The 24,498-nt window shown below is 71.4% G+C and carries 25 protein-coding genes; 10 read left to right on the top strand and 15 right to left on the bottom strand.

Translation table 11 applies throughout. The features are described from left to right. Positions 1 to 297 precede the first annotated feature (297 nt). Positions 298 to 1,260, bottom strand: coding sequence for a serine/threonine-protein kinase (locus WME79_RS09360; protein ID WP_437534336.1), 963 nt, complete (start codon positions 1,258 to 1,260; stop codon positions 298 to 300). Between the two features lie 455 nt (positions 1,261 to 1,715). Between WME79_RS09360 and WME79_RS09355 the strand changes: the two genes are divergently transcribed. After that, the gene (locus WME79_RS09355) at positions 1,716 to 2,753 is read left to right on the top strand and encodes a site-2 protease family protein (protein WP_437534334.1); all 1,038 of its coding nucleotides are present in this window, start codon (positions 1,716 to 1,718) and stop codon (positions 2,751 to 2,753) included. A gap of 12 nt (positions 2,754 to 2,765) precedes the next feature. Here WME79_RS09355 and coaD read toward each other — a convergent pair whose 3' ends face one another. The 3 genes from coaD to WME79_RS09340 form a co-directional block, all read right to left on the bottom strand. Next, a complete protein-coding gene (coaD, locus tag WME79_RS09350) occupies positions 2,766 to 3,263 on the bottom strand; it encodes a pantetheine-phosphate adenylyltransferase (RefSeq protein WP_012234349.1) in 498 nt (165 codons plus the stop codon). Between the two features lie 5 nt (positions 3,264 to 3,268). Continuing rightward, complete coding sequence (locus WME79_RS09345; protein WP_437534332.1) at positions 3,269 to 4,675, bottom strand: tetratricopeptide repeat protein; 1,407 nt, start codon at positions 4,673 to 4,675, stop codon at positions 3,269 to 3,271. 106 nt (positions 4,676 to 4,781) lie between these two features. Continuing rightward, a complete protein-coding gene (locus WME79_RS09340) occupies positions 4,782 to 5,678 on the bottom strand; it encodes a 3'-5' exonuclease (protein WP_437534330.1) in 897 nt (298 codons plus the stop codon). A gap of 296 nt (positions 5,679 to 5,974) precedes the next feature. Here WME79_RS09340 and WME79_RS09335 point away from each other — a divergent pair, with 296 nt between their 5' ends. Continuing rightward, on the top strand, positions 5,975 to 6,676 hold the full coding sequence (locus WME79_RS09335) for an HNH endonuclease (protein ID WP_437534328.1): 702 nt from the start codon (positions 5,975 to 5,977) through the stop codon (positions 6,674 to 6,676). Between the two features lie 127 nt (positions 6,677 to 6,803). On the opposite strand, the gene WME79_RS09330 is transcribed toward WME79_RS09335, so the two are convergent. Next, positions 6,804 to 7,274 (bottom strand): hypothetical protein, encoded by a 471-nt coding sequence (locus WME79_RS09330; RefSeq protein ID WP_437534326.1) that lies wholly within the window; start codon positions 7,272 to 7,274, stop codon positions 6,804 to 6,806. A 95-nt stretch (positions 7,275 to 7,369) separates the two neighbouring features. Between WME79_RS09330 and WME79_RS09325 the strand changes: the two genes are divergently transcribed. Together WME79_RS09325 and WME79_RS09320 are read left to right on the top strand one after the other, a co-directional pair. Further along, a complete protein-coding gene (locus tag WME79_RS09325; protein WP_437534324.1) occupies positions 7,370 to 8,035 on the top strand; it encodes an AgmX/PglI C-terminal domain-containing protein in 666 nt (221 codons plus the stop codon). Positions 8,036 to 8,063: 28 nt separating this feature from the next. After that, a complete protein-coding gene (locus WME79_RS09320; protein ID WP_437534322.1) occupies positions 8,064 to 9,674 on the top strand; it encodes a hypothetical protein in 1,611 nt (536 codons plus the stop codon). A gap of 370 nt (positions 9,675 to 10,044) precedes the next feature. Here WME79_RS09320 and WME79_RS09315 read toward each other — a convergent pair whose 3' ends face one another. After that, positions 10,045 to 10,422 carry a hypothetical protein gene (locus tag WME79_RS09315; protein WP_012234342.1) on the bottom strand — a complete coding sequence of 126 codons (378 nt, stop codon included), beginning with the start codon at positions 10,420 to 10,422 and terminating at the stop codon, positions 10,045 to 10,047. 491 nt (positions 10,423 to 10,913) lie between these two features. Here WME79_RS09315 and WME79_RS09310 point away from each other — a divergent pair, with 491 nt between their 5' ends. The 3 genes from WME79_RS09310 to WME79_RS09300 all read left to right on the top strand — a co-directional run bounded on the left by WME79_RS09310 (position 10,914) and on the right by WME79_RS09300 (position 13,810). Beyond that, a complete protein-coding gene (locus tag WME79_RS09310) occupies positions 10,914 to 11,738 on the top strand; it encodes an OmpA family protein (RefSeq protein ID WP_437534320.1) in 825 nt (274 codons plus the stop codon). Between the two features lie 10 nt (positions 11,739 to 11,748). Continuing rightward, complete coding sequence (locus tag WME79_RS09305) at positions 11,749 to 12,684, top strand: Ppx/GppA phosphatase family protein (protein ID WP_437534318.1); 936 nt, start codon at positions 11,749 to 11,751, stop codon at positions 12,682 to 12,684. 619 nt (positions 12,685 to 13,303) lie between these two features. Further along, the gene (locus tag WME79_RS09300; RefSeq protein WP_012234339.1) at positions 13,304 to 13,810 is read left to right on the top strand and encodes a CarD family transcriptional regulator; all 507 of its coding nucleotides are present in this window, start codon (positions 13,304 to 13,306) and stop codon (positions 13,808 to 13,810) included. 122 nt (positions 13,811 to 13,932) lie between these two features. Here WME79_RS09300 and WME79_RS09295 read toward each other — a convergent pair whose 3' ends face one another. Together WME79_RS09295 and WME79_RS09290 are read right to left on the bottom strand one after the other, a co-directional pair. Further along, a complete protein-coding gene (locus tag WME79_RS09295) occupies positions 13,933 to 14,442 on the bottom strand; it encodes a hypothetical protein (RefSeq protein ID WP_437534317.1) in 510 nt (169 codons plus the stop codon). Positions 14,443 to 14,564: 122 nt separating this feature from the next. Next, positions 14,565 to 15,083, bottom strand: a complete 519-nt coding sequence (locus WME79_RS09290; RefSeq protein WP_437534315.1) for a tRNA (cytidine(34)-2'-O)-methyltransferase — start codon at positions 15,081 to 15,083, stop codon at positions 14,565 to 14,567. A gap of 246 nt (positions 15,084 to 15,329) precedes the next feature. Between WME79_RS09290 and WME79_RS09285 the strand changes: the two genes are divergently transcribed. Continuing rightward, on the top strand, positions 15,330 to 16,424 hold the full coding sequence (locus WME79_RS09285; protein WP_437534313.1) for a hypothetical protein: 1,095 nt from the start codon (positions 15,330 to 15,332) through the stop codon (positions 16,422 to 16,424). 94 nt (positions 16,425 to 16,518) lie between these two features. Here WME79_RS09285 and WME79_RS09280 read toward each other — a convergent pair whose 3' ends face one another. From WME79_RS09280 to WME79_RS09270, 3 genes are read right to left on the bottom strand one after another with little or no spacing between them, the layout of a single operon-like run. Continuing rightward, positions 16,519 to 16,923, bottom strand: coding sequence for a hypothetical protein (locus WME79_RS09280; protein ID WP_437534311.1), 405 nt, complete (start codon positions 16,921 to 16,923; stop codon positions 16,519 to 16,521). 11 nt (positions 16,924 to 16,934) lie between these two features. Further along, a complete protein-coding gene (gene rnc, locus WME79_RS09275; protein ID WP_437534310.1) occupies positions 16,935 to 17,762 on the bottom strand; it encodes a ribonuclease III in 828 nt (275 codons plus the stop codon). 26 nt (positions 17,763 to 17,788) lie between these two features. Beyond that, positions 17,789 to 18,082, bottom strand: a complete 294-nt coding sequence (locus WME79_RS09270; RefSeq protein WP_437534308.1) for a 4a-hydroxytetrahydrobiopterin dehydratase — start codon at positions 18,080 to 18,082, stop codon at positions 17,789 to 17,791. Positions 18,083 to 18,193: 111 nt separating this feature from the next. Here WME79_RS09270 and WME79_RS09265 point away from each other — a divergent pair, with 111 nt between their 5' ends. Both WME79_RS09265 and WME79_RS09260 read left to right on the top strand, forming a co-directional pair. Next, positions 18,194 to 18,823, top strand: a complete 630-nt coding sequence (locus tag WME79_RS09265) for a hypothetical protein (protein WP_437534306.1) — start codon at positions 18,194 to 18,196, stop codon at positions 18,821 to 18,823. A gap of 296 nt (positions 18,824 to 19,119) precedes the next feature. Next, complete coding sequence (locus WME79_RS09260) at positions 19,120 to 19,926, top strand: hypothetical protein (RefSeq protein ID WP_437534305.1); 807 nt, start codon at positions 19,120 to 19,122, stop codon at positions 19,924 to 19,926. A 72-nt stretch (positions 19,927 to 19,998) separates the two neighbouring features. On the opposite strand, the gene WME79_RS09255 is transcribed toward WME79_RS09260, so the two are convergent. From WME79_RS09255 to WME79_RS09240, 4 genes are all read right to left on the bottom strand, one after another. After that, a complete protein-coding gene (locus tag WME79_RS09255) occupies positions 19,999 to 21,027 on the bottom strand; it encodes a peptidyl-prolyl cis-trans isomerase (RefSeq protein WP_437534304.1) in 1,029 nt (342 codons plus the stop codon). A 33-nt stretch (positions 21,028 to 21,060) separates the two neighbouring features. Next, a complete protein-coding gene (locus WME79_RS09250; RefSeq protein WP_437534302.1) occupies positions 21,061 to 21,594 on the bottom strand; it encodes a hypothetical protein in 534 nt (177 codons plus the stop codon). 144 nt (positions 21,595 to 21,738) lie between these two features. Beyond that, a complete protein-coding gene (locus tag WME79_RS09245) occupies positions 21,739 to 23,115 on the bottom strand; it encodes a metallopeptidase family protein (protein WP_437534300.1) in 1,377 nt (458 codons plus the stop codon). Positions 23,116 to 23,145: 30 nt separating this feature from the next. Further along, positions 23,146 to 24,276 (bottom strand): hypothetical protein, encoded by a 1,131-nt coding sequence (locus tag WME79_RS09240; protein WP_437534298.1) that lies wholly within the window; start codon positions 24,274 to 24,276, stop codon positions 23,146 to 23,148. Positions 24,277 to 24,498 lie beyond the last annotated feature (222 nt).

Below are 24,498 nucleotides of genomic sequence, written 5' to 3'. Positions count from 1 at the left end.
GCGACCCATAGTCAGCAACCGAGAAAGCGCCAGGCAAAGCCTGGAGGGAGTGGAGGACGACTGGCGCGCGATTCTGGGATTCCAGTACTCGCTGGAGAACCGACCCGCGCAGATGAGGCCCGCGCCCGCGGACCTCCGAACCGAGCCGGCTCGCTCGCCGCGGCCAGAGTCGGCCTGACGAGCGGATCCGGCTGTCGCCCGGAACAAGAGATGGTAACGGCCGTCTAGCAGGGCTTCGCCGTGAGAGCAAAGCCGAGGCGCAGGGAGGCCGACGGAAGCCTCCGGAGCGAGCGGGCTTCACGGTTTGGTGCCCCAGTGCCCGCCGCCGGGGGGCGGCGGCGCGCCGGCGTCGGGCGGAACGGCGGACGACGTCCCGGCGCGGGCCTCGGGCGTCGCGAGCAGCGCCTGCCGCAGCTCCGCCATCGAGGCGAACCGGCCGCGGGGGTCCTTCACGAGCGCCTTGCGCACGACGGCGTCGAGCTCGCGCGAGATGAGCAGCCCCGGGTGTACCCGGTGCAGCGGCGGCGGCGGCTCGCGCCCGTGCTTCTCTGCGATGGCCGGGTACGGACCCTGGAAGGGGACACGGCCCGCGAGCATCTCGTAGAGCACGATGCCCAGGGAGTAGACGTCCGCGGCGGGCGCCGCCGGCGCGCCCTGCGCCTGCTCGGGAGCCATGTACTCCGGCGTCCCCACGACCCGGGGGAGCAGCGCGCCTTCGGCGCCCTGGCCCTGGATGAACGAGAAGCCGAAGTCGAGCAGCTTGACGATCTCGCGCCCGTCGGCCGCGTGCACGAGGAACACGTTCTCCGGCTTCACGTCGCGGTGGATCACCCCGGCGCGGTGCACGGCATCGACGCCCGAGGCGAGGTCGGCGGCGATCCGGACCGCGCGAGACGGGACGAGCGCTCGCGTGAACGTCAGCGTGTCGGCGAGATCGAGCCCGACGAGCAGCTCCATCGCGAAGCACGGCGCGTCGCCGGCGCGCTCGAGCGCATCGACGCAGAGGACGTTGGGATGACGGACGCGCGACGCCGCGCCGGCCTCTCGCTCGAACCGCGCGACGAGCAGCGGATCGTCGCGGAGCTCTGCCCGGAGGACCTTGAGCGCGACGCGCGACGTCGCGGCCTCACGCGGCCTGCCGACGCGATCCGCGAGGTAGACGTGCCCGACCCCGCCGCTGCCGAGCAGCTGCACGACGCGGTACTTGTCGCAGAGGAGCTTGCCCACGAGCGCTTCAGCGGCGACGCGAGCGGGAGGCATGGGATCGATCGTAGCGCAGTCGCGCCTGGCGAAGGGCACAGAGGGCACACGGACGTCACGGCGGCGCAGAAGAGAGCGCTGGCCAGCCCACGCGCAGCCAGAAGAGGTTCGCGCCCGTACCATCAGGCGGCCGCATCGCGCGCCCTGCTGCAGCGCAGCGCTCCGACCGCGACCGTTTCCACCGACCGGGCCGACGCCACAGGAGGAACGTGGCGCAGGGGGATGACGCGCAAAGTCATCGGTGTGCGCGCAGACCTGGTCGAGCCTGCAGCGGGCGTGGTGCGGGCGTGATCAAGGGTCCCGGAACCAGACGAGCAGCGCACCGCCACCGCGGGACCGCGCGCCGCCCAGCAGCGCGGCGTGCGCTCCGATAGCGCGGCGAGCTGCCCGCCCTGAACGCAGGCGCGCGTGGATCGCTTGAGCGGCGACGAGGAGGCGGCCACGCTAGGCGCCGCATGACCGACGACCGTGGATCCTCCACCCCGAGCACGCTCGACCTCGACGCCGAGCTGGCGCCTGCAGCGACGAGCTCCGCGGAGCCAAGCGCAGCAGCAGCCGCTTCGCACCCGCCCCCGCTGCGATGGAAGAAGAACCTCGCGCTCTTCTGCCTGACGGTCATCTCGGTGTTCGTCGCCGGCACCCTCTGGACCCCGATCACGACGGACGACGACAGCGCGCTCTCGTTCGTGAAGGCGCTGCCGCAGACGTGGCCGTTCGCGGTGCCGTTCCTGTCGATCCTGCTGGCGCACGAGTTCGGGCACTACTTCGCGGCGCGCGCGCACGGAGTCGAGGCGTCGCTCCCCTACTTCATCCCGCTCCCTGTGGTGAGCCCGCTCGGCACGATGGGCGCGGTGATCTCGATGGAGGGCAGGATCAAGTCGCGGAACGCGCTGCTCGACATCGGCGCCTCCGGCCCGCTGGCCGGCCTCGCGGTGGCGCTCCCGGTCCTCTTCGTGGGCCTCATGCACTCGGAGGTGCACGCGAGCTCCGGACCTGCGCTACAGGAGGGGCGCAGCCTCCTGTATCTCCTGCTGAGGCGGCTCGCGGTCGGCCCGATCCCCGAGACCCATGACGTCTTCCTCGGCCCCACGGCGATGGCAGGGTGGGCCGGGTTGCTCATCACGGCGTTCAACCTCTTTCCCGTCGGTCAGCTCGACGGAGGGCACGTTGCGTACGCGTTGTTCGGCAAAGAGCAGGACCGCTACAGCCGCGCGGCGCACTTCCTGATGTTCGCGCTCTTTGTCGGCAACGTCGCCTATTTCACGCCGCACTTCATCGCAGAGGGGCTGTCCGACGCGCTCATCTCCGCGGCCGCGAACGGGATGCCCTGGCTCACGTGGTTCGGCTTGGTCCACCTGATGTTGCACCTGGGTGGGCGGGAGCACCCTCCCACGGAGGCCGGCGAGCTGTCGCCGGCGCGCAAGGCGATCGCGGTGGTGACGCTGCTCTTGTTCGTACTGCTGCTGATGCCGACCCCGTTCGGCACCTACTGAGCGCGCGGGCGCTCAGGGTTTCGCGGCGCCGAACTTCGCCCGGAGCGCGTCGCACACGGCGGCGGGCGCGTAGTGGCTGACATCGCCGCCGTGGCTCGCGATCTCGCGCACGAGCGACGCGGAGACGAAGCCGTAGTGGGTGCGCGTCGGCAGGAAGACCGTATCGACGCCGGGGAGCATGTCCGCGTTCGCGTGGGCGATCTGCAGCTCGTACTCGAAGTCGGTCGCCGCGCGCAGGCCGCGGACGATCACCCGCGCGCCGACGCGCTGGCAGTACTGGATGAGGAGCCCCTCGAACGAATCGATCCGCGCGTTCGTCACCTCGCTCGTGGTCTGGCGCAGCAGCTCCAGCCGCTCCGAGTACGTGAACAGCGGGTGCTTCGTCGGATGCCGGCCGACGGCGATGATCACCTCACCGAACAGCTTCGACGCCCGCTGGATCAGGTCGAGGTGACCGAACGTGATCGGATCGAAGCTCCCCGCGTAAACTGCCAACAGATCCTTGGACATGACGCTCACTGGTCCGGCGTCCGCTTGGGAGCGCCCGCGGGCGGCGCCGACTTCGGAGCGGCCGCCGGCGGAGTCAACTTCGGAGCGGTCGCGGGGGGTGCCGTGGGGGGGGTCAGCGGCGCCTGGAGTGCGGGCCCCTGGGGCGCAGGTGTGCCGGGCGCGCCTGCTGGACCGGCGCCCTCTGCTGGCGACACGGCGGGAGCCTGCCCTTCGTTGACGGGCGCCGGCGCGCCGCCCCGGAGCACCTTGTTCACGGCGGTGTCGTCCTCGATCCACATGAGCCGACCGCCGTCGCCGAAGGTGACACGGAAGTAGGCGAGCAGCCCCGCCCCGATCACGCCGTCCAGATCGAGCTGGAGTTGCTTCTCGACCGCCTGGAGCGGCGCCCCGTACACGCCCGGGACCTTGGGGATCTCCAGCGCGCCGAGCCGCAGCATCGGCACGACCCCCTGCTTCAGCTTCTGCTCCGGATCTTGCTCGACCCGCTTCAACCCATCGGCCTCGAAGCCGGCCTTCTTCCAGCCTTCCTTGTCGAGCGCGATCGGGAACGTCATCGACGTGTCGATGAGCAGCGGCCCCTGCACCGACTTGTCGGGGCCGAGGCTGCTCCTCAGCACCATGCCGCCGCCCTTGATGAAGGCGACGTCGACGCGCGTCGCGTCGGGCGGCGCCGGCGGGGAGAAGCTGCGCACGACGAACTGCCAGCCGCTGTAGTCGATGGTCGCGTTGAGGCGCCGGAGCAGGTTCACGCCGAGCAGCGCCTTGACCGGCGCGCCGATCTGCTTCGAGACGCCCGACAGGTCCTGCGTGAGGGCGGGCACGTCGTTGATCTCGAGCTTCTTGCCGAAGCGGAGGGAGACCCAGCTCGGCTCCTTGCGCGTGCTGCTGTCGAGGACCACCTCGCCTGTACCGGTCGACACCATCGCGAGCGCCGACTCGCCGTCGATCTCGAGCGAGACGACGAAGAACGGGGCCGCGGGGCTGACGTGCTGCATCTCGATCGCCGCGAGGAGCGCGCCCGAGACCGTGAACGGCGCGCGCCCCGCGCCGCGCCTCGCCAGCTTGGCGATCGACTTCGCCCAGTCGTCGACGACATCGGGATCGTCGAGCATCGCCTCGAGCTCGTCGGCGGCGGCGTCGAGATCACCCTTGTACCAGAGCGCGCGCCCGCGGAGCCCTGCGGCCTCGGAGCCAGCGACGCCCTTGAGGAGGCGCAGCGCCTCGGCGTAGTCGAGCCGGGCCAGCGCGATGCGCCCCGCGAGCAGCCGGGCCTCGGTGTCGGTCGGGACGATCGTCAGCGCCCTCGAGACCGCATCGCGCGCGTTCTCGACGTCGGCGGACTGGAACTCCTGTCGAGCGCGGGCGAGCCATTTCTCGGCCGCCGGCGGGCGGGCGGACTCCGGGCCGATCATGCTCGAGCACGAGGCGAGGAAGGTCGCAGTCAGGAGGCCGCCGAGGCGGACAGCGAGGGAGCTTCTCGTCGGCGCGTTTCGGTTCGAATGGATTCGCACGTGGATCTCAGGCCTTTTGCGGCACACCGTCCGGCCCGAGCTCTCCCGGCGAAATCGGCTCGATCGCCAGGATGCGATCGGCCCGTAGCTCGCGACGGCTGCGCGACGGGAGCAGATAGCCGAGAACCCGGGGTGGGTCGAGGTCCGTTCGCACCCCCGTTACACGTACGACGAGCTCCTCCGGCCCCCGGCGCGCCGGACGGTACCGCACGCGCACGGTGGCGCCATGCTCGGCCGCGCGCACCGCCGATGCCACCAGCGCCGGGCGGGCGTGGCGCTCGCCGATCCGGACATGCCACAGATCGCGCGGCGTCCGCGGCGCAAGGACCTCCACGACCTTGCGGAACACGGCGCGCAGGGCGTGGACGTCGTCTTCGGCGCGGTGAGCGCGCTCGCGGTGCACGCCGAGCTCCCGGCAGAGGGAGGCGAGGCTGTGGCTCGGCAGGGCGAAGGCCCGGCGGGAGAGGACGAGCGTGTCGAGGTAGTACGGGAGGCGCCTCGCCCTGCCCGCCCGCGCAAGCTCGGCCTCGAGGAACGCCACGTCCCATACGGCCGCGTGCGCGACGAGCACCGCGCCCTCCGTGACCTGGTCGATGCGATCGCAGAGCTCGGCGAATGTGGGCGCGCCCGCGAGCTCTCGCGGATCGATGCCGTGCACGTGCGCGTTGCCGAACACGCCCGGCTCGGGCCGCACGAGCGACGTGATCGCGTCCTCGCACGCATCCCCCCGCGTCCGCTCGGCGCAGACCTCGATCACGCGATCGCTCTCGGGGCGGAGGCCCGTCATCTCGAGATCGAGGAACACGAGCGGCGCGCTCTCGATCGGATCATCCCAGGGCGAGCCGGCAGGAGGCTCCGCGCCGGTCGCCCGCTCGGGCCCCGCCCCTTCGCGCTGCTCCGTCATCCGACCCGCTTCCCCACCACGGCGGCTCGACCCAGGAGACGACCGTCCCTCGACATGGACGCGTCTTAGCGAATACGGCGCCCGATCGAAAGCGATCCGCGCGGAGCGTCGAGCGCGGCACGCCCGGCCCGTGACATCCGGGCTCCGGCGTCGTGGCCTCGCGCAGCCCGAGCGTCGACAGGGCGGGCGCGGGGGGGTTCGAGGCGATGCCCTGACGGCGCAGGGCGCGGCGTCGCGCCCGATCCGCCGCGCGGCAACGGCAGAGATCCAGCAGAAACGCTGCCGTGCAGCGCCGGATGTTCACCGGAGCTTTCGTTGCTACACTGCCCAGCGTGCCGGACGGGGTAGCTACAGTCCCGGGGGGCTCTCCTCACGAGGAGCTCGATCTCGGCGACGGTTTTTCGGGGTTCCGCTGCGAGCGTAGGACCGAGCCGCTCGATCTCCCGGTCCTCGTGGTGAACCGCTTCTTCCAACCTGTGCAGATCACGACGGCGCGTCGCGCCTTCCTGCTGCTCTTCGGCGGGGCCGCCCTCGCCGTCGACGAGGTCGGCGATCTCCACGATTTCTCGGCGTGGCGGAGCTTGCCAGTGCGCGAAAAGGACGACGGCCTCCCCGTGGTCGGCGGCTCGCTCCGCGTGCCGCGTGTCCTCCACCTCCGCCGGTACGACCGCATGCGACGCCCGACGATCCGGCTGACGCGAAAGAACGTGATGCTCCGCGACACGCACCAGTGCCAATACTGTGCGCGCCGCCCGCCCGTCCGCGATCTCAACATCGACCACGTGCTCCCCCGGTCGCGCGGCGGCGAGGACACCTGGGAGAACCTGGTGACCGCGTGCCGCACGTGCAACCTCCGCAAGGGCTGGCGCACGCCGGACGAGGCCAGCATGCGGCTCATCCGCCAGCCTCTGCCGCCGCGGTGGTCAGCGACGATGCAGATCCTGATCGGCTTGCCGCATTCGTTCGACGAGTGGGGCCCCTTCCTCAGGGCCGGCTGACCGCTCCCTCGTGGGTCTCCCCTCGGCGCCAAAGGCAGGCGCCGACGAGCCGAGCGTTCACCTCCGAGCCGAGCGTTCACCTCCGAGCAGGCCCGGGCGTTGAGGCAGGCGCCGACGTGCTGATCGTTCACGGCGCCACGATCACGCGCCCTTGCTCGTCGCAGTAGGCGATCGCTCGCCACCCCTCCTCGGTGCAGAGGAAGAAGTCGATGCAGCCGGTCCAGCACGCGGTTTCCACGCAGGTCTCCGCGGCATCCGCCGGGCAGTCCGGCTGCTGCAGGGCGGGCGTGCAGCCCGCGGCCTCGCCGCTGTGATCGAGCGCAACGGCCTCGCACGCGCCGGGGTCGCCACCCACGCCCGCATCCCCGTCCTCGGCGGGCTCACCGGCGGAATCGCAGGCCGCGGCCTCCGTCCAGGCCCCCTCGAGGCAGTCGTAGAGCGCACGACACGCGGTATCATCGCAGGTGCCCCCCCGACCGACCGGGCACCCTCCCTGGGGGATCTGGCCGCACAGCTGCGGCTCCGCGATGGGATCGCAGCCTGCCGGCGCCAGGACGGCAGCGGCGGCGGCCGCGACGAAGCACAGCGGGATCTTCAAGACGGCCGTCGAGAAGAGCTCAGATTGCCGGCGCGAGGGGAGAAAAACGCAAGGCGCCTCGCCTCCGCTCAGCCGAACCGTTTAGTATGCGCGCCATGCGTCCCTGCGCCACTGCCAGCGCCGTGTTCACCGGAGTCCTCCTCGCCGCGGCCCTGTTCGCGGCCTGCTCGAGCGGCAGCGCGCCGCCGCCTTCGCCGCCTGACAGCGCGACGCTCGGCGCTTCGCCGCCGCCTGCCTCGCAGCCGACGTCCCCTGGCGCCGCGGACCCGGGCGTCACGGCCGCTGGCACCGCGGAGCCGGGCGCCGCCGCGACCGCGCAGCCGGACCGTCCTGCGAGCCGCAAGAAGGCGCCCGAGACCGTCGAGGACTGCAAGGTCATCGCCTCCGAGATCACGAACGAGCTGCCGGACGGCGGGGTCGTGATGAACAACGCGACGACCTCCGCCGACGCCGGATCGAGCGATCGCCTGCAGCCGCTCGTCGACGCGATCAAGGCGAGGCGCGACGGCTTCCGCTGCTGCTTCGATCTCTACGCCCGCAAGCACCCGGGCGCGCAGGGCAGGATCACCTGGCAGCTCAAGCTGAAGCCCGACGGGACGTTCGAGGAGGCGAGCATCGTGCGCGACAAGAGCGACGTGACCGCGCCGCAGGTCGAGTCCTGCATGGAGGAGCTCGCGAAGTCGATCACCTGGGCGCGCTCGCCGAGCGGCAAGGAGACCGTGTTGACCTACCCCTTCGACTTCAAGCGACGCAACTACTAGCAGCGCGCCGTCGGCGAGGAGCACGTCAGTGTCGAGCGACGCTTCGGGGATCCTGCGCGGCTCGGGCCACCCCGGCCGCAACGCCTACGCTGAGCTGCTCCGCGACACGCGCGGCCTGAGGCGCGAGCAGCAGCAAGCGCGCGAGGCGTGGTTCGCGCGCCTCGCAGCCGACAAGAAGGACGAGACGCTCTTCGAGCTCGAGATCCTCCTGAAGGGCGTCGCCTGCTTCGCGAACCCGCGGAACCACCCGGGCGCCGGGCAGCGCCAGACGATCGTCAGCCACGATTTCCGCGAGCATCTCCAGCACGCCCGCGACGGCATGGCGCGCGTCGTCCAGCTGACGCGCACCATGCTCGGCGATCGCGATCGCGCCTTCGTCTTCCAGCGCTACCTGGAGACGGTGCTCCCGGAGGACACGGCGCGCACGCGCCTCCTCCACGCGACGATGGCGCAGGAGTCGCCGGAGTCGAGCCTCTTCGTGCTTCGGCACGGCTTCACGAACCTCATCGAGGTCGCGGGCGGGCTGCTCCGGCTGCCGAGGGTCAACTTCAGGCTCTTCTACGCCCACCTCGCGACGTCGATGCGCGAGATCGCGCAGAGCACGTTCTTCAACCCGCTCCACGCGCTCGAGTTTCGCCCGGAGTTCGACCGCATCCCGTCGACGCAGGTGCTCGAGCTGATCCACCGCGTGCCCGGCGAGCAAGCGCACCGGCTCGTGGCGCTCACGTTCCTCGCGCTGTTCAGGATGCTCCGGTACCTCCGCCTGCTCGACGCCATCGCGCTCGATCACTCGGATCATCGCGTGGCCGGGCGCGGGTACCTCGTGCTCGCGGTCCTGCGCAGCGACGCCCGCGCGCTCTCGAACTACCTCCGGCGCCGGGCGGGCTCGCTGCTCGCGGACAGCTTCGAGCGCGATCTCCTGCGCGTGCCCGCGAGCGACATCGTCGCCCGCCACGACGAGCTCGCCGCCGAGGGGCACCGCCTCCTCTCCACGAAGGCCGCGCTGACCGGGCTCGCCGCGAACCTGCGGCTCGAGATGCGCCGCGCCTTCGAGCACGACCTCCCGCCCGCGGACGCGCTGGTGAGCGAGTCCGAGTACCGGCTCCGCCTCCGCGCCGTCTCGCACGGCCTCCGCCCCGCCCTGCAGAACGCGATCCTGTTCCTCGGCAGGTCGCTCGGCGCGAAGCTCGAGGAGGGCCGCGTCTTCGACGATCAGGCCGCGCGGCGCGCGACGAGCGATCGCCTCCGACGCGACGTGTGGATGTTCGCCCAGATCGCGCGCGCGTTCGCGAGCAAGGCGCGCAACACCGGCCCGGCGCCCGATCGCTGGACCGGCATCGCGAGCTTCGCGTTCGTGCGCGAGTTCCTCTCGTACTTCCGGGCGATGGGCTACCCGCTGCTCCGGGTGGGCGACTATCCCCACGTCGACGCGTTCGTCTCCGCGATGACGGCGCTCGAGGAGAGCGATCTGCTCGATCCGCAGCGGCTCGACGCCGCCATCCGCGAGTGCGAGGCGTTCTTCGAGTTCCTGATGAAGCTGTTCGAGCAGATCTCGAAGCGCGAGGACCTTGCCGGCGTCCCGTTCGATCGCAAGGGCGCCGCGCGCGCTCTCCGGCTCTACCTCGGCGAGCGCACCTGAGCGCCCCTCGCGGGCCGCGCCCCCGCATCCTCAGAGCGCGCTGAGGGCACGGGCGCCGCTCGCAGACCCAGGAAGCTGCCCGCAGCCCGCCGTCGCCGAGCGGGGCATACGCGCCCCACCCGCTGCTCCGGCACCCCGGCGAACAGGCGCAGCGCGCCGCACGCCGATGCCGGCCGCCTCGGCCGCAGGCGGTGGCGCCGCCGCGGGGACATCGTCCACCCGCGCGCGCCTCCGGCCTGGACCCGCGCGTCCGGATCCGCGGCGTCCTCACCCCCCGAGGGTCTTCTAAGACGGATTATCTCGTCGCAATCGGCGGGTCGGCTTGCTGCGCCTCGTTCTGTTGGAAGACCCGAGGCGCTCCCGTGTCGCCTTATTCCGATTCGTCGGACGGGCCGGTGCTCGCAGGAGCAGGAGCCGGCGTGCTCTTGCGCGCGCCGCGGGTGCTCGCGCCCTTGGCCGGCGCGCGCTTGGCGGCGGCGCGCCCTCGAGGAGCGGCCGCCTTCTTCGGCGCAGCCGCCCGCTTGCCAGCGGCCTTCGCCTTGCGCTTCGGGGCGGCCTTCTTCGCGGCCGGCTTCTTGGCGGCGGCGCGCTTCGGGGTCTTCTTGGCGGCGGCGCGCTTCGGGGCGGCCTTCTTCGCTGCCTTCCGCGCCGGCTTCTTCGCGACCTTCCCGGCCTTCGCGGCGGCCGGCTTCTTGGCCGACTTCGTCACCTTCTTCGCAGGCTTCTTCGCGGTCTTCTTAGCAGCCATTGGAAATCCTCCTGCATTCGCCCCGGCACGGCACGGCGGACATCGCCGAACGTCCTCTCCGCTACAGTTTCCTTACCGAGGCAACAGATGTTGCACGACGTATATTGCCACGCATGGTGATGGTCAAGGAAAATCTTGCAGGCCCTAAACTGATGTATCCCATGTGTTCCAGGCAAACTGGTCCGCAAGCGTTGCGAGGGTAAACGTCGGAGCAGGCCATGGTGAAGCAACCAGACCGAACCGTACGACTGATTTTTGTTGACAGCTGATGGGATGTCTGTCTTGGCCCTCTGCGCTCCTTCCTGGCGATCGCGCGCCTGCACGGCGCGGCAAACGGCGCCGGTGCGCTCATGGTCGCACGGAGCACCAGCGTTGCGCAGGCTCTAGAGAGCCTTGTGCGGCGCCATTCGCCTCGCTACGGTCGCGCCGCCTGCGCGGCGCCCCTCATGGCCGAGCGCCGCGCTGCTCTAGGCTGCTCTAGGAGGAAAGGTATGTTGGTTCGTCGCTCGACGTCGTGGTTGTTGCTTGGCGCAACGCTCCTTGCGGGCTCGGGGGCGCTCGGGTGCGGCTATTCGGAGGAGGAGATGCAGGCGAAGATCCGCGAGATCGAGGGCCTGAAGACCCAGCTGAGCGCCGAGCAGGCGCAGAACAAGAAGGCCAAGAGCGAGCTCGACGAGGCGGCGGCCCGGATCGAGCAGCTCAAGTCCCAGCTCAAGGCGGCAGGCGTGGACATCTCCAACCTGAACGCGAACCTCGAGCAGCAGGCGCGCGCGCTCGAGGACTTCCGCCGCCGTGCCCAGCAGCTCGAGGACATCAAGAAGCGCTTCGAGGTCCTGCGGGACAAGCTCCAGGCCCTCACCAAGCTCGGGCTCAGCGTGACCGTCCGCAACAACCGGATGGTCATCCAGCTGCCCGGCGACGTCCTCTTCGACTCGGGACGGGAGACGCTCAAGAAGGAGGGGCAGGAGATTCTGATCAAGGTGGCCGAGGTCATCCGCAACGACTCCGGCCTCTCGTCGCGCTCCTTCCAGGTCGCCGGGCACACGGACAACGCGCCGCTGGCCGGCGGCCGCTTCAAGGACAACTGGGGGCTCAGCGTGATGCGCGCCCGCGAGGTGCTGGCGTTCCTGCTCCAGCCCGAGGACAAGGGCGGCGGCGGCCTCAAGCCCGAGCGGTGGAGCGCCTCCGGCTACGGCGACACCGACCCGGTGAAGCCGAACGACACCCCGGAGAACAAGCAGGCCAACCGGCGCTGCGAGCTCGTGGTGCTGCCGAACGTCGAGGAGATGCTCGACCTGAAGACGCTCACCCAGTAAGGCTCGGGGCATGAGCGTCGCGGCCATCGACATCGGCACGAACTCGGTCCTCCTCCTCATCGCCGAGCGCCGCGGGGGTGAGCTCGTCGCGCTCGTCGAGCGCGCGACCATCACCCGGCTCGGCCAGGGGGTCGACGCGGCGCGGGCGCTCGCGCCCGAGGCCGTGGAGCGCACGCTCGCCTGCCTCGCCCGCTACGGAGAGGAGCTCCGGTCCCGGGGGGTCGAGCGCGTGGACGCCGTCGGGACCAGCGCGATGCGCGACGCCGCCGGCGGCGAGGCGTTCATCGCCCGTGCCCGAGAGCTCATCGGCGTCGCGCCGCGCGTGATCTCCGGGCCGGAGGAGGCGGAGCTCACCTACGCCGGCGCGTTGACGGGGCTCGATCTACCGGCCCGCGGTCCCACGATCGTGTTCGACGTGGGCGGCGGCAGCACGGAGATCATCGTCGGCAGCGCCGCCGGCGCGGTGGAGCAGGCGGTGAGCCTCGACGTGGGGAGCGTCCGTCTGACCGAGCGTCACGTACACACGGATCCGCCGGCCGCCGCGGACCTCGAGGCCGTCCGCGCCGACGTTCGGGCGGCGCTGGCGACGGTTCCCGCCGTGCCCCAGCTCGCTGCGCCCACCCTGGTCGGCGTCGCGGGCACGGTGACGACCCTCGCCGCGCTCGTGGGCGACGTGGCCCCCTACGACGGCACCCGCGTGCATGGCGCGCGGGTATCCGGGGCCGAGATCGTGGACGTCACCTCCCGCCTCGCTTCCCTGCCGCTCGCCGCGCGCAGGCAGCTGCGCGCGCTGGATCCAGCGCGCGCGGACGTCATCGTCGCGGGCAGCGTGCTCATCGAGGAGATCCTCGCGTGGGCCTCGCGGCTCGCCGGAGCTCCTGTCGATCTCGTCGCTTCGGATCGAGGCGTCCGGTGGGGGCTCGCCGAACGCCTCAGCGCCGCCTGAGCACCCTGGCTCGTTTGAAGGCCGGACGGACGTCAGGCCTGCGGCCCGTCGCGTCCGTCACATTTTCGAGTCATCCCACCCAGGTCAGGTCCGCCACCTCTCCCGGAGAGGCCCGCTCTGCCCTAAACTAGGCGGGTGAGCCGGCGCGCACCCACGCCGATGCCTCCATCGGTACACACTGTAACCCCGCCCGACCCCGAGGAAAAACCAGAGTGATCACGCCACGATGGCTCAACCACGGGGATTTTCGTTGACGTATCTCGGCCGGCTCACTAGAGTGCGCGCGCCTGGCGCAAACCGGCCCTTTTTCAAAAGGGCCGTTCCCCCAACCTCAATCCCTTCCGCCCGCAACCGTCCGCTTCAACCGCCGCTTCTCAAGATTCCGCCGTGCACGCCAGAGCACCGACCTCTCGCGGGTCATGGCGGGTGCTCGCGTTCCTGCTTCTCGCACAGCGGTCTCGAGCGGCGGCTCATGGTTCTTTTCTCGGAATGCGTGACGGTGTGTGTCGGTTCTGCGGGTCCAGGTTCAACCGCATGTGCAACGTACGCCCCCCGAAGGGATTTCGGGAGGCAGACGAAAAACTAAAAGGACGGCGGGGTGGAAGGCAAAGGAGACGATATGCAGGCTCGTTCGGAGATCCAGTTCAAGGTGGGCGACAAAGCCGTCTACCCGGCACAAGGCGTGGCCGAGGTGGTCAACATCGAGGAGAAGGACATCGCTGGCAACCGTCAGCGATTCTATGTTCTCCGCATCTTGGACACGGATCGAAAGATCATGGTTCCAGTCAGCAACGCGAGCGCGGTCGGCCTTCGCCAGGTCATCTCTGAACAGGAAATCCGGGAAATTTTCGACATCCTCCGCGAGCGTACCATCGCGTTCGACAACCAGACCTGGAACCGTCGGTACCGCGGCTTCATGGACAAGATCAAGACGGGTTCTATTTACGACGTCGCCGAGGTGCTCCGCGACCTCTATCGCTTGAAGACGGACAAGCAGCTCTCGTTCGGTGAGCGCCGCATGCTCGACACCGCCCGGACGCTGATCGTGAAGGAGATCGCGATCGCCCGAGGTCAGACGGAAGAGCAGGTGAAGACCGAGATCGAGGCGATCTTTCTCGCCAACTGAGGCGTTACCTCATGGTTAGCGGCCCTGCGGCCGCTGCCGATGGAGGCCGGCACTGCCGGCCTCCGGGCTTTTGTGGGCCTGTTGTGGGCCGAAAATGCCGCGCACCGTCGGTTCGGGCGCGTTCAGAGATCGCTGCCCGGACGCTTCTGCACGGGAGGGAGCGGCGGCAGCGCCACATCGACGCGCCACCCCGCGTCCTCGTAGACGCAGGGCACCTGGACGCGCTCTCCCGGGAGCAGGCCGGCGACGTCCACGAGGGCGTGGGCGCCGGCGATCTGGGCGGTGTAGCGCTGCGGCTCGAAGCGCAAGAGGAAGCGGGACGGCGTGATCATCGCTTCGGGCGCGATCGCCTTGCCGGTCGCGGCGCTGTAGCGCTGCGCGCGCGACGCGAGGTTGTCCCGAGCGCGGCGCGACAGGAGCTCGAAGGCGGCCTTGGCGTCAGCCGGGTCGCCGTGCAGCTGGCGCAGGCGAGCGACCAGCTCCCGGACGGCGCCGTCGGGCGTGCCGCTCGGAGGCCGCCTGCTGCATCCGGCGGAGGCGAGCGCCGCGACCGAGAGCGCGACCGCCACGCCGGCCCGGACGAGGCGCGCGGCTGGCCGTCGGACGTCACGTCGCGCGGGTTGCCGGTGCATGACCATGCCGCCCTCTCCTTAGAACGACGCGTCGCCGACGTCCACGGCGCGCGGCCGCCGGCGCCGGGGTGACGTCGCGGCAGATCGCGCTCTTCCCCGCGGTTACGCACCGTTACGCGCCGTTATCCCGGCGCGGCGCCGGCGAGCGCGCCCACCTGGCGGAGCGCCTCGTACAGGACGATGGACACCGCGTTGGCCAGGTTGAGGGAGCGCACGGGACCCAGCGTGGGAATGCCGAAGACGTCGTCCGGCATCCGGGCGAGGAGCTCGGGGTCGAGGCCCACGCTCTCCTTGCCGAACACCAGCGCGTCGCCTGGCCGGAAGTCCGCGTCGAGGTAGCTCCGCGGAGCCACCGCGCTGAAGAGGCGGAGCCGAGCGTTCGGGTGATGGTGGCGAAAGTGGGCGATGTCGAGCTGCTGCTCGAGCGTGACCAGGTGCCAGTAGTCAAGCCCCGCGCGGCGGACGCTCCGCTCATCGATGCGGAAGCCCAGCCTCCCGAGCAGATGCAAGGGGCTCTGCGTCGCAGCGGCGAGCCGCGCGATGTTGCCTGTGTTCTGCGGGATCTCCGGCTCCACCAGCACGATCCGGAACGGCGGATCGAGCGGCGCCGCACGGAGCCGGGGGCGACCATCTTTGAGCACGCCCTCTCTTTCCGCGACGAGGCCGCGCGCCGCAACCCCCGAGCGGGGGATCGCGCGCGCGGCCTGGCTCGCCAGCGCCGCCTCGAGAGATAGCCGGCCCACGCGGTCGCGCGGAAAACGCGAACCGAACGGACGGAGGCCCCTCTGTTCGCTTGACGGCTGTACGAGCGGACACGTAGCCTCCCGCCTCGGAGACACGGAATGCGCGCATCGTGCTGGATCGCTTCGGCTATTGCCCTCGCAGGAGTGGCGTCGTCCTCGCTCGCGGCCGCCGACGCCATGGATCCGGCGCTCGCGCGGCTCGTGCGCGACCCGGAGCCGGGCGTCGGCGGCGCCGTGCCCTGCCGCATCACAGGGCCGAAGAATGGCCTCTACTACAACCCCGCCTCCCGTTATCAGCGCTGCCTGACCGACGACGCTGCGTTCGCCAAGCTCATCGCGCAGTACGGCTTCGCGGTGGCGCCGTCGGCGATGCACTCGGCGCGGACCACGGGCTATGGCGGATTCGAGATCGGCATCGAGGCCAACTACACGAAGATTGACAGCGACGCCGATTATTGGAAGCAGGGCACGCAGGGACCGCAGGATCCGACGAGCAAGAACTTCTCCATCGAGAACCGGAGCCCGGACTCCTTCCTGCAGCACTACTCCCTCAAGGTCCGCAAGGGCTTTCCGTTCGGGTTCGAGCTCACGGGCGCCGTCGGGTTCCTCGCCAACACCAGCCTCGTCAGCGCGGGCGCTGACGTGCGCTGGTCGCTGTTCGAGGGGTTCCGCCGAGGGCTCCCCGCGATCCTCCCGGAGCTCGCCGTCGGCGGCAGCGTCCGGACCGTCACCGGGACCGAGGAGTTCCAGCTGACCGTGGCCGGCGCCGACGCAGAGATCTCGAAGCCCCTGCCGATCGCCGGCACGGTCGTGCTCACCCCCTACGTCGGCTACCAGTGGCTCCGCATCTTCGGAGACTCGGGGCTCATCGATCTCACCCCGAACACCGACGCCGTGAACTTCTGCAACTTCCGAGGGGTGAACTCGCCTGCCAACCCGGTGCAGGGGCAGGACGGCAACCCGCTCCCCCACGACGGCCAGCCGGTGTGCGAGGGCGGCTCCCAGGCCGACTTCAACAACACCGTGGTGTTCGACGCCGTGCGCATGAACCGCCACCGGCTCCATTTCGGCGCGCAGCTGCGGTTCCAGATGGTCAAGCTCGGCGCGCACTTCATCACCGACATCGTGAGCCCCGAGGACGCCAACCAGGGCGCGGCGAACGAGATCGACGGCGAGAACAAGTTCGCCGGGCTCGGGTCGCAGTGGACCCTCGGGATCGATCTCGGCGCGATGTTCTGAGGCGCGCTGCGCCGGGGTCGCTCGCCACGGGCCCCAGCGCCGATCCGTTCCGCTCGGACGCGGCTCGCTCGGGGCGCGCGCGGCCTGAGCTGCCTCAGCGCTTCGAGCTCAGATCGGGCAGCGCGTAGCCGAGCTCGGCGAGGATCGCACGGAATGCGCGGTCCTCGTTCCGCGCCACGGTGAGGTACTCCACGAACTTCTTGAAGTTGCCCTGAGCCGCCGCGTCGGCAGCGCGCTCGCTGTTCTCGAGCACGAGCAGGAGGTGCGGGTGCGCCTTGGAGACGGAGCCAGGGCACTCCATCTTGCTCGCCACCCTGGCGCGCGCTTCCGCGAGCGCATGCACCACCATGACGAGCTCCTTGTCATGGGTCCGCGGCAGGAGCATGTCGCCCTCCCTGCGCGCCTCGTCGAGCAGCAAGCTCGCTCTGTCCAGGTAGCTCCCGGCCCAGGCCGGCAGCGCGACGAAGAGCGAGCAGAGCGCGAAGGTGAAAGCAAGCATCAGGTGACGGATCATCGACTGGGTCCTCGGTCGTTCACGGTTTGCTCGGAGGACACCCCGCCGGACGGCGGGCCCCCCCTGCCCTCGGGTGCATCTTGGAGGGCCTCGACAGCTGCCCGTCCATCGGATGCGGCGGCCGCCGGTTCTGGTGCGGCACACGAAAGGAGCGCGGCACGCGCGGCCGCCTGCTCCGCAAGCTTCTTCGATCGGCCCCGGCCGGTGCCGATGACCTGGCCGTCGACCTCGACGGCGACGAGAAACGCGCGGTCGTGGTCGGGCCCCTCCGTGCCCGTCAGGCGGTAGCGCGGCGACGCCGCGCCGCGCGCCTGCACGCGCTCCTGCAGCTCGCTCTTCGCGTCGCGCCCGAGCATGCTGCCGCTCGCGAGCTGCGCGAGCGGGCTCGCGGCGATCTTCCGGCTCAGCGCCCGCGCGCTCTCGAAGCCGCGATCGAGGTACAGGGCCGCGACAAGCGCCTCGGTGGCGTCGGCGAGCACGTTCGTCTGGTCGCGCTCCCCGGCGACCTCCGCGCCGCGCCCGACCCTGAGCGCAGCGCCGAGCTCGATCCCCCGCGCCCACGCCGCCAGCGCGTCCGTGTTGACCAGGGCCGAGCGCATCATCGAGAGCTCCCCCTCCCTCGCCCCCGGAAAGCGCTCCATGAGGAGCTCCGTCACGCACAGGCCGAGCACGGCGTCCCCCAGGAACTCGAGGCGCTGGTTGTCCACGCGCCGGCCGCCTCGCTGCTCGTTCGAGAAGCTCGGATGCGTCAGCGCCTCCTCGAGGTGCGGCAGCTCCCCCTCCAGCCCCAGATCCAGACGTTGCAGCAGCTCGCTCGGGAGCATCCCCAGCACCTTGCCCACGCGCAGCGTCAGCCCGCGCTCAAGCGGTCGGTCAGCTCGGCCAGCTCCAGATCGAGCGCTGTCAGACCGCCAGCGTCATGCGTGGACCACACGACCCGCACCTTGCCCCATGACAGCGCGATGTCCGGGTGATGATCGCGCCGCTCGGCCAGGAGGGCGATCCGCATCACGAAACCCACGCTGGTCCCGTAATCCGGAAACGAGTAGCTCCGCTCGATCTGCTCGCCCGCCAGCACCCAGCCCGGGTGAGCAGCGACGAACCCGGCGATCTCATCGTCCGAGAGCCGATCACGCTTGCCCATGGGACGCAACTATGGGCTAAGCCCCGCCCCGGTGGAACCCCGGAATGCGGCCCTGCCCCGCGCGCGCCGCTCGCGCGCGCGCCGCTCGCCGTGCGCTATCCTCCCGCCTCGATGACCGGGCTTCACGCCTGCCCCTTCTGCCGGGAGATGTTCGAGGCAAAAGAGGCGTCCACGTGCCCCGCCTGCGGCCTCCGGCTGGAGTCGCTCGCGAAGCTTCCCCCCTCGTACGACGCGCTCCTAGAAGAGCCTGACGAGCCGCTCCCGCCGCACATGGAACCGCTCCCGTGGACCTACGCCGGGCGCGGCCGGGGCGCCCTGCTCGCGCTCGCGCTCCTCGGGCTCGCGGCGTTCTTCGCGCCGTGGATCCACGAGACGGCCCCCGAGCTCCGCGACCTCAGCGGCTTCGGCCTCGCGCGACGGCTCGGCTGGATGTGGGCCCCCGCGGTCGCGTTCTTCGTGATGATCCCGCTCGCGCTGACCCGGCGGTCGATCCACAAGATGCGCGGCGCACGCGTGGCCGTCGCTTTCCTCGCCGCGGTCGCCCTCGTCACCGTCGCGATGCGCCTGCTGTTCACGCCGGGCAGCACGCTGCTCCGTCCCGTCCGCTTCACGTGGGGCTACGGGCTCTACGCGACCGGGGCGATCGCGCTGCTCGCGCTGTTCACCGCGGCGTTCTTCGGAGGAAGGATCGACGACCTCCCCACGGGGCAGCGGCGGCGGGGCGACGAGGTGCTGCACTGAGCACGTAGCGCGCACGCCCCGCGCCCTGACCAACGACGCCCGGCGTTCCGACGTCGCCATGTCAACCGATGGCCGTCGTCCGCGATGAGACATCTTGCGCGCCAACGCCGACGCCGATCGACGCTGCCAGGAGGACGCACCGGAATCGCGCGGCGCGGGAAGCGGGAAGCGGGAAGCGGGAAGCGGAAGGAGAGAGCAAGCCAAGCGCGTGGTCGGTGGCATCTCGGGTCGACAGGCCCGCTCGTGCGACGTAACCTTGATGGGAGTGGCCTTTGTCCGCTGCTCGAAGGTGCGCAATGGCCAAGAGATCTGCCAGCGTACGCCGTGAGCTCGCGCGGGACGACGAGGCGTTCGATGTCCCCGCGGCGGTGCTCTGCGCGTGCTGCGGACAGCCCGACTGCGCGGGGTGCTCCGCGGCGAGCGACGAGGGCTCGGGGGTCGTCGCGATCGTCCCGTGGGAGCGCCCGATCGGCGGGGTCTGGTCGCGGCTCTGGGCCACCTCAAGGGCAACCACGCTGGGGGCCGAGACGTTCTTCGCGACGATCCCCGACGGCGCGCTCCCCGCGGCCATGCGCTTCGCCCTGCTGGCGGAGACGCTCGCGATCCTCTCGATGATCGCCGCGCTCCTGCCCCTCGTCGCGCTGGCGCTGCCGGGCCTTACGCTGGAGCTCGCTCGCAATCCGGCCGCACGCGCGAGCGCCCTCCAGTGGCTCGCGATCGGCGTTCCAGCGGTCACCGTGTGGATGGTGCTCGCGCACACCTTGCACGGCGCCGCGCTCGACCTCGGTGCGCGGCGCCAGGGCGCGCGGCCAGAGCGCCGGCGCGCGCTCCGCTTCGGGCTCTACGCGTGCGGCTGGGATCTCATGGCTGGCCCGCTCGGCGCGCTGGCCATGCTCATCACGGGCGGCACCAAGGGAGCCGAGCAGGTCCTCTCGGCCTCGCTTCGGGTACCGGGCAAGGCCTCCATGGCGCTGCTCCTGGGCGTCTACGCGCTCCACCCCGATGCGGCCGAGCGCGCTCGACGCGCCGGAAGCATCGCCGCGCTCGCGCTCACCATCGCCTCCGGCTTCGCCGCCATCGCGCTCGCCATCGCCTTCAGCTGACACGCCGTTCAGCGCCCTCGGGGGCGGCGCCCCCGAGGGGTGTCGAGCGCCCGTCCGTGCGCGCCGGCAGCCTCAACGCATGTCGTGACGCGGCACGGGCGAGGGCGGAGGCGCGCCTGGACGCCGGCCGCTCGCGAGGGTGCCCGGGCGCTTCTTCGGCTGCAGATCGCCCGTTGAGGTGATGTCGATGAGGTCCACGAGCTCGGGGGCGTGACCGGAGACGTCCTGCGCTCGCAGGCGATCGAGGAGCTGCTTCACCTGCGCCTCCGCCTTGCCGTGCGCGAGGATCTGACGGATCGATGGCGCCTCCTGCTCGAGCGAGCGGCTCACGGGTTTCCTGCTCTGGCGCCGCCACAGCACAGCAAAGCCATCGCCCTCGGGCACGGGTTCGGGCACGAGCTCCGCGTCCTTCACCGCGGCGGCAGCCGAGAGGAGCCCCGGGTCGACCTTCAGCCCCGGCTCGGACGTCGTGCCATCGGACGCCACGAAGCCGAGATCGCCGCCGCGCATGCTCGTCGCCTTGTCGAGCGACTTCTCGCGCGCGATGTCCTTGAAACGCTGGGGTGACGGGTCCTTCTTCAGCTCGGCCAGGATCGCCTCGGCCTCCCCGCGCGTCGCGACGAGGATGCGCCAGAGCGCCACCATCGCCGGGGAGCTGAACCTGTCGCGGTGGGCCTCGTAATAGGCACGGACCTCCTCGTCCGTCACCGGGGAGCTCGCCGCCGCCTCCGCCTGGATCCGCTGCAGCAGCGCGGAGCGCAGGACGCCGCGCACGCGATCCTGCACGTCGGCGCGCTCCGTGAGCTTCTGCGCGGCGGCCCCCTGGGCGAGGAGCAGCTCGCGCACGAGGACCTGGCTGACGAAGTTCTTCCGGATCGCTTCCGGGGTACGCCCGAAGGTCTGGAGCTGAAACGGCGGGACCTGGGCGAGCCTGCGCTCGACCTCCGACGCCGTGATCGCCGCGTCGCCGACGCGCGCCACCGGGGCGTCCGCGGCGGCCGCTGGCTGGGCCTCAGCGCGGAGCGACAGGCCGGTCGACGCCGCGCACACGGCCGCCATGGCAGCCGCGCCGAGGGGGAGCTTCAGCGTTCTCGCGCGCATCGGAGCGGGTTATCCCCGCGCCGGCAGGCAAGGTCAAGCTGCCCCGCGGCGCGCTGCCTCGGCGGACACGCCGCGCTCGTCTCCGCGCTCGCCGCCCCGCAGCACCCCGGCTTTCCGCAGCGCGTGCGCGTCGAGCCCGACGAACCGGTACACGTCCGCAGAGAAACCGTAGGCGCGGTGGAGGTGCCTCAGGCCCTCCACGAGCTCGGCCGTCACCTCGACCGGGGGCGGGGGCGGATACGCCTTGCGGATCGAGGCGAGCGGCTCGCCCAGCTCCAGGAGCTCCTCGACGCGCGACAGCACGTCGATCGGCTTGAGCGCACGCTTGCCTCGCCGCGCGACACCCTCGGCCAGCTCGGCGAGCAGGCGCCGGCGCCGGCGCTCGGTACGGCCGTCTCCGGCGCGGCCGCCGCCGCCCAGGAGCAGCTCGTTGAACCGGCGCGCGGCCCGGCGCTTCTCGACCGCATCCGGACTTCCCCGGCGGTTCTGCGCACCGCCACCCCGTTTGGCTGGACGTGGCGCTTTGGTGGACCCGGCCGTGCCGGCCGGCGAGCTCTTCGTCTTCACGATCCTCGGCAAGAGCACAGCGCGCTCGAGGAGCCGGTATTCCCCGGCACATCTTCTTGCTGTCCCAGCAGTATAGACAGCTCATCCTCCTGCTTCGAAGAAAGCGGCGGGCGCATGGTTGCGCTCCCCGCGCGGCGCTGGACGTCAGCGCCCGCCAGCGCACCACGCGAGGGCCGTTCCGACGGCCGCGATCAGCCAGGCCGGCCACGTCGCGCGCACGAAGCCGGCGACGTCCGACAGGGCGCCGCGCCGGGCGCGCCGCACCGCCTCGGCGTGGCCCACCCGGCGCAGCTCCTCGCGCGTGATCTGCTCGTGCTCCTCGTCGTCGAGCGGATCGCTGCCAGCCAGATGGTGCAGGTGATGTGTCACCTCGTGGTCGATCGTCTCCTCGATCTCCGCGTCGATGTCGAAGCCGGGATCCTCGCGAGCTTCCAACCGGAACGTCCGATAAAAGATCCGGATCTCCGGAGGATGGGCGATCCCGAGCGCATCCGCGGGTGTCCCGGGCGTGTAGCAGCCGAGCAGCGGCTCGCCTCCGTCGTCGCAGGCCGGCACCCCAGCATCGATGAAGAGATCGATGTTCCGCACGCCGCGGGCCTCGTAGGTGCGCTCGGCCGCGGCGCGGACGCGCGCCTCGAAGCCGTCGAGATCAGGAAAGGCGCTCGAGGCGTTCGCCCGTGCCCTCGTCGAGCGGGGCTCCCCGAGCTCGTCCGCGTCTGCGCCGGGAGCGCGCAGCGGGGCGCGCGCGAGCTCCCGCTCGAGCGGCACGTCGAGATCGTTGCGGGCGCCGCAGCCCTGGCAGCGGTGGACGGCGAGGAGCCGCGCGGGGTAGCGCGCCTCGTGGTAGAGGTCGACGATCGCCGCCCACGCCTCATCGGGAGCGCTGGCGAGCGCGTCGGCGATCACCGGCGCGCGACGCTCACGGCCGAGCGCCGCGATCCCCATGGCCACCACCAGCGATGGCGTGACGCGGAGGACGCCGTCGTCGGGCAGGCGGAGGAGCGGCATCGCTTCCTCGACCGTGCGCTCCACGAGCCGCACGGCGCGGCAGACGGCGCGACCCACGCGCAGCGCCGGGATCGGGTGCGACACGCCGAAGTCGAACGGGCGATCGAGCTCCAGATCGTCGAGCTCGCCATCGGTGAACGGCCCGATCTCCAGCAGGCTCGACGGAGCGACCTCGAACGGGGCGCTGCAGTTCTCGCAGGTGTAGGCGCCTGGCTCCTCGGGCACGATGCCGGCAGACGCGAGGAGCGCGCGCAGGACATGAGCGTCGGCGAGCGGGAGGCTGAGAGGATCCAGCGGCATGCCGCGCGCGTCGGCCAGGACCGACGGGCCCGCGAGGACCTGCACGTCGAGCGCGCACCTGCCGATGGCTGCGCGCTCGCCGCCGCCGCGGCCTGCGGGAGCGCCGAAGACGGACGAGGCGCGAGTGCGCGCGGCGGCGTCCGACAGGCGCGCCACGCCGCCGGAGGGAAGGTGGACCTGAGCGGGGAGCAGGCGTCGCGCGGGCGCAGGCATCGCGGCGGCCTATATAGCGGGTGGCTCGCCTCAGGGGTCCTCGGGACGCGGCGGACCGCCGGCGGTGCCCTCGTCGGTCGGAGCGAGCGATCCCCACGGCTCGCGATCCCTGTCGGTATCGGACGGCTCGCCCGCCGCGCGGCTGACGTCGAGGCCGGCGGCGCTGGCGAGCTCGGCGGCCACCGCGGCGGAGAGCGAGCCTCCGCTGAGCGGGGACGCGCCGGCGACGGTCGAGACGGGCGACGGCTCCGAGGAAGGACGATCTCGGCGGCGACCGCGAACGAGCACCGGCGCGCGCTCCCCGTCCCCGGCCGGATCCGGCGCGGCCGCGCCCACGCGATGGACGGTCGCGCGCAGCTGCACGCGCCCGAGCGACAGGCTCGCCGCGCTGGCGGGCGGCACGCTCGACGAGAGCTCCGCGCCCACGGGCACGCCTGTCCCGAAATCGAGATAGCGGGTGATCGCCAGGGCGTAGACGATCTTGCGCACGGTCGGCTCGGGCGCGACCCCGGATCGGAGGAGCGCGGCGAGCGTCGGCGTGGAGCTCTCGAGGGCGTCGATCACGGCAAGCTCGCCGTCACGGAAACCGAAGCGGCCGGGCTCGATGGCGGGGTGCAGGCGGAGGGGCACGGCCCCGATCCGCTCCAGGGTCCGCTGGAGGCGCGTCGAGCGCTCGCCATGCTCGCGCAGCCCCGCCCAGAGGAGCGCGAGGGGATCGACCTTCGCGGGATCTCCCCCCCACTCGGCCAGCGCGTCGAGGCCGTCGAAGTAGCGGTACTTCGTCTCCGGAGGCAGCTCGAACAGGCGCACCATCCGTCGCACGAACTGGACCTGGGCAAGCCAGTCGATGGTCGCGGCGTCGACGCACCCCGACAGCAGCAGCACGTCCCCCAGGAGGCCCCTTGTCGCGAGCGCGTCCGCCAGGATCTCGGCCGTGATCACCCCCTCCTCGAGCAAGATCTCTCCGAACCGGGCATACCCGTCGCCCGGACGGATCTTGACGGGGTTCCCTCGGACGATCCGCAGCGTGTGCTCGGCGCCCGTGGGATCCACCAGGATGAGCGCGCCGGTCAGCCGGTGCTCGACGGCATAGACGAAAAGATGAGCGAACGGCGTCCGCTCCAGATCTCCTTCCGCCGTCGCAAGACCGTCGGGAGACATCCTGGGCCAAGCTACCATAGCGCGCGCAAGCCGGATCCCCCTTTCTCCACGCGCGGCGGCGCGGAAGCGCGGCTGGCGTCGCCGGTCCCGGAGAGCGCGGTTTTCACGCCGCCTCACGCCACCTCGCGCGTCGGGTCGCGGCCATGGATTCTTGCCGGCGCCGACGCGCACTCGACGCACTCTCCACGCCCGTCCACCCACTGGTTCCGGCGGAGTGCGCCT

This window comes from Sorangium sp. So ce726, assembly GCF_051521405.1.
Taxonomy (GTDB): domain Bacteria; phylum Myxococcota_A; class Polyangia; order Polyangiales; family Polyangiaceae; genus Sorangium.
The sequence above is the reverse complement of the archived record's forward strand: the minus strand, read 5'-3'. Positions and strand labels throughout refer to the sequence as shown.